This is a genomic window from Jatrophihabitans sp. (genome assembly GCF_036388195.1).
In the GTDB taxonomy this organism is placed as follows: domain Bacteria; phylum Actinomycetota; class Actinomycetes; order Mycobacteriales; family Jatrophihabitantaceae; genus Jatrophihabitans_A.
In genome coordinates this window covers 1-5,739 of record NZ_DASVSG010000094.1, presented here as the reverse complement: position 1 = coordinate 5,739, position 5,739 = coordinate 1, and the positions used below count along the sequence as shown (strand labels likewise).

The 5,739-nt window shown below is 71.9% G+C and carries 4 protein-coding genes; 1 reads left to right on the top strand and 3 read right to left on the bottom strand.

Annotated features, from left to right (window positions below; all coding sequences use genetic code 11):
- From VF612_RS10045 to VF612_RS10035, 3 genes are all read right to left on the bottom strand, one after another.
- Positions 1-1,102 (bottom strand): AAA family ATPase (locus tag VF612_RS10045; protein WP_408659712.1); only part of this gene is annotated, 1,102 nt, incomplete at its 3' end.
- A 130-nt stretch (positions 1,103-1,232) separates the two neighbouring features.
- On the bottom strand, positions 1,233-2,249 hold the full coding sequence (gene moaA, locus VF612_RS10040) for a GTP 3',8-cyclase MoaA (RefSeq protein WP_408659713.1): 1,017 nt from the start codon (positions 2,247-2,249) through the stop codon (positions 1,233-1,235).
- 84 nt (positions 2,250-2,333) lie between these two features.
- Positions 2,334-3,908, bottom strand: coding sequence for an NlpC/P60 family protein (locus VF612_RS10035; protein WP_408659711.1), 1,575 nt, complete (start codon positions 3,906-3,908; stop codon positions 2,334-2,336).
- Between the two features lie 237 nt (positions 3,909-4,145).
- Here VF612_RS10035 and acnA point away from each other — a divergent pair.
- A partial coding sequence (acnA, locus tag VF612_RS10030; RefSeq protein WP_408659710.1) for an aconitate hydratase AcnA occupies positions 4,146-5,739 on the top strand: 1,594 nt, incomplete at its 3' end.

Sequence of the window (5,739 nt, the reverse complement as noted above, 5' to 3'; positions counted from 1 at the left end):
CCCCCTGCTGGGCCGCCGGGGCGGCATGCGCGCCGTTGGTGTAGTTGGCGGTGCTGGCCTGCGGGGCGGGCGTGGCAGCGGCCGGGATGAAGCCGCCGGTGGCCCGCTGCCGGGGCGCGACCTGCGGCAGCGGCACCGTCTGCAGCACCCGGGACACTGCCTGCGCGGCCGACACGCCGTCGGCGATCGCGGCGGAGGACAGCACCAGGCGGTGGGCCAGCACGTCCGGCGCGATGTCCAGGATGTCGTTGGGCAGCACGTAGTCGCGGCCGCGCAGCAGGGCCAGCGCCCGGCCGGCCGCGATCAGCCCCAGGCTGGCCCGGGGGCTCGCGCCGTAGGCCACCCAGCCGGCGACGTCGGCCATGCCGAACTCGGCCGGCTGCCGGGTGGCGATCACCAGCCGGACCACGTAGTCGACCACGGCGTGGTGCACGAAGACCCGGCCGGCCCGCTGCTGCAGCTCGATCAGGTCCGCGGTGCTGATCACCGCCTGCGCGACCGGCGGCTCGACCCCCATCCGGTAGACGATCTCACGCTCCTCGGCAGGCGAGGGATAGTCCACCGTGATCTTCATCAGGAACCGGTCGCGCTGGGCCTCGGGCAGCGGGTAGACACCCTCGCTCTCGATCGGGTTCTGGGTGGCCAGCACCAGGAAAGGGTCGGGCAGCGGGTAGCGCTTGCCGCCCAGGGACACCTGCCGCTCGGCCATCACCTCCAGCAGCGCCGACTGCACCTTGGCCGGCGCCCGGTTGATCTCGTCGGCCAGCACGAAGTTGGCGAACACCGGGCCCAGCTCGGTGTCGAACTTCTCCGAGCCCGGCCGGTAGATCCGGGTTCCGACGATGTCGGAGGGCACCAGGTCCGGGGTGAACTGCAGCCTCGCGAACGTGCCGCTGACGGTGCGGGCCAGCGTCTCGACCGCGAGGGTCTTGGCGACGCCGGGCACCCCTTCGAGCAGGCAGTGCCCGCGGGCGAGCAGGCTGACCATCAACCGCTCGACCATCCGCTCCTGGCCGACGATCACCCGCTTGACCTCGAACATCGCCCGTTCGAGCGCCGTGGCGTCCGCGGCCGGTGTGGGGGTCGAAGCCCGCTCGGTCATGTGTCTCCTCGCACTGGTTCTTCTTCGGTGTGCCCGCACGATTCCTGAGGTGTAGCCGCTCCCGGCGCCACTTGGTCAGACCTTGTGCGGCTGCTACCGGCAACGGTAACCGAGCAAGCTGTGTCCGGCCTCAGCCGCCGATCGCCGACATCGGCCGCTCGGGCTGCCGGAATCCCGGCGCGTTGATGCCGTGCCCGGCCGGTTTGGCGCGCACCGCCTCCCGGATCAGCTCGGCCAGCTGCTGGTCGGTGGCGCCCTGGCGCAGCGCGGCACGCAGGTCGGTCTCGGCGTGCCCGAACAGGCAGGTGCGCAGCTGGCCGTCGGCGGTGAGCCGGAGCCGGTCGCAGTCGCGGCAGAACGGCCGGCTGACCGAGGCGATGATGCCGACCCGGTGGCTGCCCTGCGGCACGGGCGCCCAGTCCGCCCGGCCCGGTCCGTCGAGCACCTCGAACTCCTCGGCCGGGGCGTGGCCGCGCTGCCCGGCCGGGCGCAGCTGGAAGGACTCCCCCAGCACCGCCAGCACCTCGTCGGCGGTCACCATGCCGGCCATCGTCCACAGGTGGTCGGCGTCCAGCGGCATGTGCTCGATGAAGCGCAGCTGATAACCGGCCTGCAGCGCCCAGGTCAACAGCTGTGGCGCCTCGGACAGGTTCTGCTCGCGCATCAGCACCGCGTTGACCTTGATCGGGTTCAGGCCCGCCTGCTGGGCGGCCGCGAGCCCGGCCAGCACGTCGTCCAGCCGGTCCCGCCGGGTGAGGGTGTGGAACTTCTGCCGGTCCAGGGTGTCGAGGGAGACGTTGACCCGGTCCAGACCGGACCGGGCCAGCTCCTCGGCCTTGTCGGCGAGCGAGATCGCATTCGTGGTCAGCGACAGCTCCGGACGGGGCCGCAGCGCGGCCAGCCGTCGCACCAGGCCGGCTACCCCGGCGCGGACCAGCGGCTCGCCGCCGGTCAGCCGGATCGTCCGCACACCCAGGCCCAGGAACACCGTGGCCAGCCGGACGATCTCGTCATCGGAGAGCACCGCCTGGGCGGGCAGCCAGGCCAGCCCCTCGGCGGGCATGCAGTAGGTGCAGCGCAGCGAGCACTTGTCGGTCAGCGAGATGCGCAGGTCCTCGGCCTGCCGCCCGAACGTGTCGAGCAGCACCGCGCCGGACGCGGGCTCGGTCGCCGGACTCATCTCACCAGCCGGACTCATCTCACCAGCCTAGACGCTGCCGGGGCGCATCGGTCAGGTCAGCGGCCGGGTCGCTCCGATGTAGCCGTAGGACATGTGGTCCAAGGGGGTCACCTTCACCACGTCGCCGGACTGCGGCGCCTGCACGACGTTGCCGCCGCCGATGTAGAGCGCGACGTGGTGGATGGCGCCGATGCCGCCGTCGGACCAGAACAGCAGGTCACCGGGCATCAACTGGCCCAGGGATGGGTGGAAGGAGCCGGAGTAGTACTGCGAGGCCGCGAAGTGGTCCATGTAGATGCCCTGCGGCGCCCAGGCGTACATGGTCAGGCCGGAGCAGTCGAAGCCGAACACCTGGCTGTCGTGCGCGCCCGCGGTGCCGGGTGAGTCCACGCCCCAGGTCGCGCCGTTGTAGTCGCCGCCGGCCCAGGCGTACGGGGTGCCCAGCCGGCTCAGCGCCCGGTTCGCCGCGGCCCGGCCCTTGCTGGCCGTCCAGCCGCCGGACGAGGGCTGGGGGGTGTAACCGCCACCGCCGCTGTCGGTGCTGCCGCCGTTGTTGCTGCCTCCGCTATTGCCCCCGCTGCTGCTACCGCCGCTGTTGTTGCCGCCGCTGCCGCCGTTGTTGTTGCTGCCGCCGCTGTTCTCCTGCTGCTGCTGTTGCCGACGCTTCCGCTCGGCCTCCCGGCGGGCCTCCCTGCGAGCCTCCTCACGGGCCTGCTCACGGGCCTGCTCGCGAGCCTGGGCGGCCGCCGCCTCTGCCCGGGCTCGGGCCAGCGCGGCCTGCCGGGCCCGCTCGGCGGCGATCCGGGCCTGCTCCCGCTGATAGGCGAGGAACGTGGCCCGCTGGCCGTTCAGGGTCGCCAGCTGGGTCTGGGCGGCGACCAGCTGGCGCTGGAAGCCGGCCTCCTGGATCCGCAGCTGGGAGGCCTGGGCCTGCTGGTTGGCGTAGGCCTGCTGGGCGGCGCGCTGGGCCGCGGCGGCCTCGGCGGTCAGCTGCTGCTGCAGCGCCACCAGCGCCTTGGCCTTGGCCTCGGCATTGGACTTGGTCACGGTGGCCCGGTCCAGGCTGCTCATGACGTCCAGCCGCCGGGACGAGACGTAGTTGCGGTAGTCCCCGCTCTGCAGCAGGGCGCTCGGGTCGGTCGCACTCAGCAGGCCCACCGTGGCCGAGCCGAGGGTCGAGGAGACGTAGCTGTCGTGCACGTACTGGGTCAGGTTGGCCCGGGCGGTATCGATGCCCTTCTGCGCCGAGGCCACCTCGATCTGGGCCTGGCCGGCCTGCGCCTTGGCCTTCTTGAGCTTGAACAGGGCGAAGGCGAACCGCTGCTCGGCCAGCTCCACCCGGGCGCTGAGCGAGCGCAGCTGGGCCTGGGCCTGCACGATCTGCCCGGACAGCACCCCGACGGTGTTGGCCAGCGACGCCTTGGCGACCCGGGCCGCGTCCAGCTGGGCGTCGGAGGGGTTGGGCGGTCGGGGGGCGGCCTGCGCAGGCTCGCCGGCGCACAGCAGCGACGCGGTCACCGCGGTCGCGCAGAGCAGCGCTCGCAGCGTCCGGCCCCGGGTCGTCCCGCTGCCAGGCGCCGCGCCGGCACGGCGAAGGGCCGGCTGCGGACCAGCTTTTCTGACCACCGGGACCCCTCTGCTCGTCAATGCCATCGCCACAGACTGCCAGTTACGTCACACAAGCGCCACTGGTCACGTCAGCCCCACTGGTTTCAGCGCAGGACGCACGGACGCCAGCGGAACCCGGCTGGGCCCCACCCGGGAGTTCCTATCGGCCTACCGATGGGAGGCCTTAGCCGCCGATGCGGAAGAATCGAGACAGCAAGGATGTAGCGGCCGAGAATCGGATCGAGGGAGAACATCGTGCCTGCAGGTCAGGGGAACAGCTTCGACGCCAAGGACGTGCTCCGGGCCGGCGACACCGAGTACACCTACTTCCGGCTGGACCGGGTGCCGGGCTCGGAGCGGCTGCCCTACAGCCTGAAGGTGTTGCTGGAGAACCTGCTGCGCACCGAGGACGGCATCAACATCACCGCCGAGCAGATCCAGGCGGTCGCCGGCTGGAACCCGAAGGCCGAGCCGTCCACCGAGATCCAGTTCACCCCCGCCCGGGTGGTGATGCAGGACTTCACCGGCGTCCCGGCGGTGGTGGACCTGGCCACCATGCGCGAGGCGGTCGCCGAGCTCGGCGGCGATCCGGCCCGGATCAACCCGCTGGCCCCGGCCGAGCTCGTCATCGACCACTCGGTGATCGCCGACCTGTTCGGCGGCCCGGACGCCTTCGCCGGCAACGTCGACCTGGAGTACCAGCGCAACTTCGAGCGCTACCAGTTCCTGCGCTGGGGCCAGAGCGCGTTCGACGAGTTCAAGGTGGTGCCGCCCGGCACCGGGATCGTGCACCAGGTCAACATCGAGCACCTGTCCCGGGTGGTGTTCGGCCGCTCTGTCAAGACAGCCGACGGTGAGCTGCTCATGGCCTACCCCGACACCGTGGTCGGCACCGACTCGCACACCACCATGATCAACGGGCTGGGGATCGTCGGCTGGGGCGTCGGCGGCATCGAGGCCGAGGCGGCGATGCTCGGCCAGCCGGTGTCCATGCTGATCCCGCGCGTGGTCGGCTTCAAGCTGACCGGCGAGCTGCCCGAGGCAGCCACCGCCACCGACCTGGTGCTGACCATCACCGAGATGCTCCGCGAGCACGGCGTGGTCGGCAAGTTCGTGGAGTTCTACGGCGACGGGGTGGCAGCGGTGCCCCTGGCCAACCGGGCCACCATCGGCAACATGAGCCCCGAGTACGGCTCCACCATCGCGGTGTTCCCGATCGACGAGGAGACCCTCACCTACCTGGAGCTGACCGGCCGCAGCGCCGAGCAGATCGCGCTGGTGCGGGCCTACGCCCAGGCCCAGGGCCTCTGGCACGACCCGGCCACCGAGGCCGAGTACTCCGAGTACCTCGAGCTGGACCTCGGCACCGTGGTGCCCTCGATCGCCGGGCCGAAGCGGCCGCAGGACCGGGTCTCGCTCACCGAGGCCAAGAGCTCGTTCCGGAACGCGCTGCGCGCCTATGTCGACGATCCGATCGATCCCATCGCCGCCGGCCACGCCGGGCAGGACGAGGCCTCGATGGAGTCCTTCCCGGCCAGCGACCCGCCGAGCCAGGCGGCCGGCAGCACCGAGCCGGCCCCCGGCCAGCTGGAGCCTGCCGCGGCGCCAGGGGCCGGCCGGCCCAGCTCGCCCACCCGGGTGACGCTCGCCGACGGCGTCGAGTTCGAGATCGACCACGGCGCGGTCACCATCGCCGCGATCACCTCCTGCACCAACACCTCCAACCCGTCGGTGATGATCGGCGCCGCGCTGCTGGCCAAGAAGGCCGTCGAGAAGGGGTTGACCCGCAAGCCCTGGGTGAAGACGACGCTCGCGCCCGGCTCCAAGGTGGTCACCGACTACTACGACC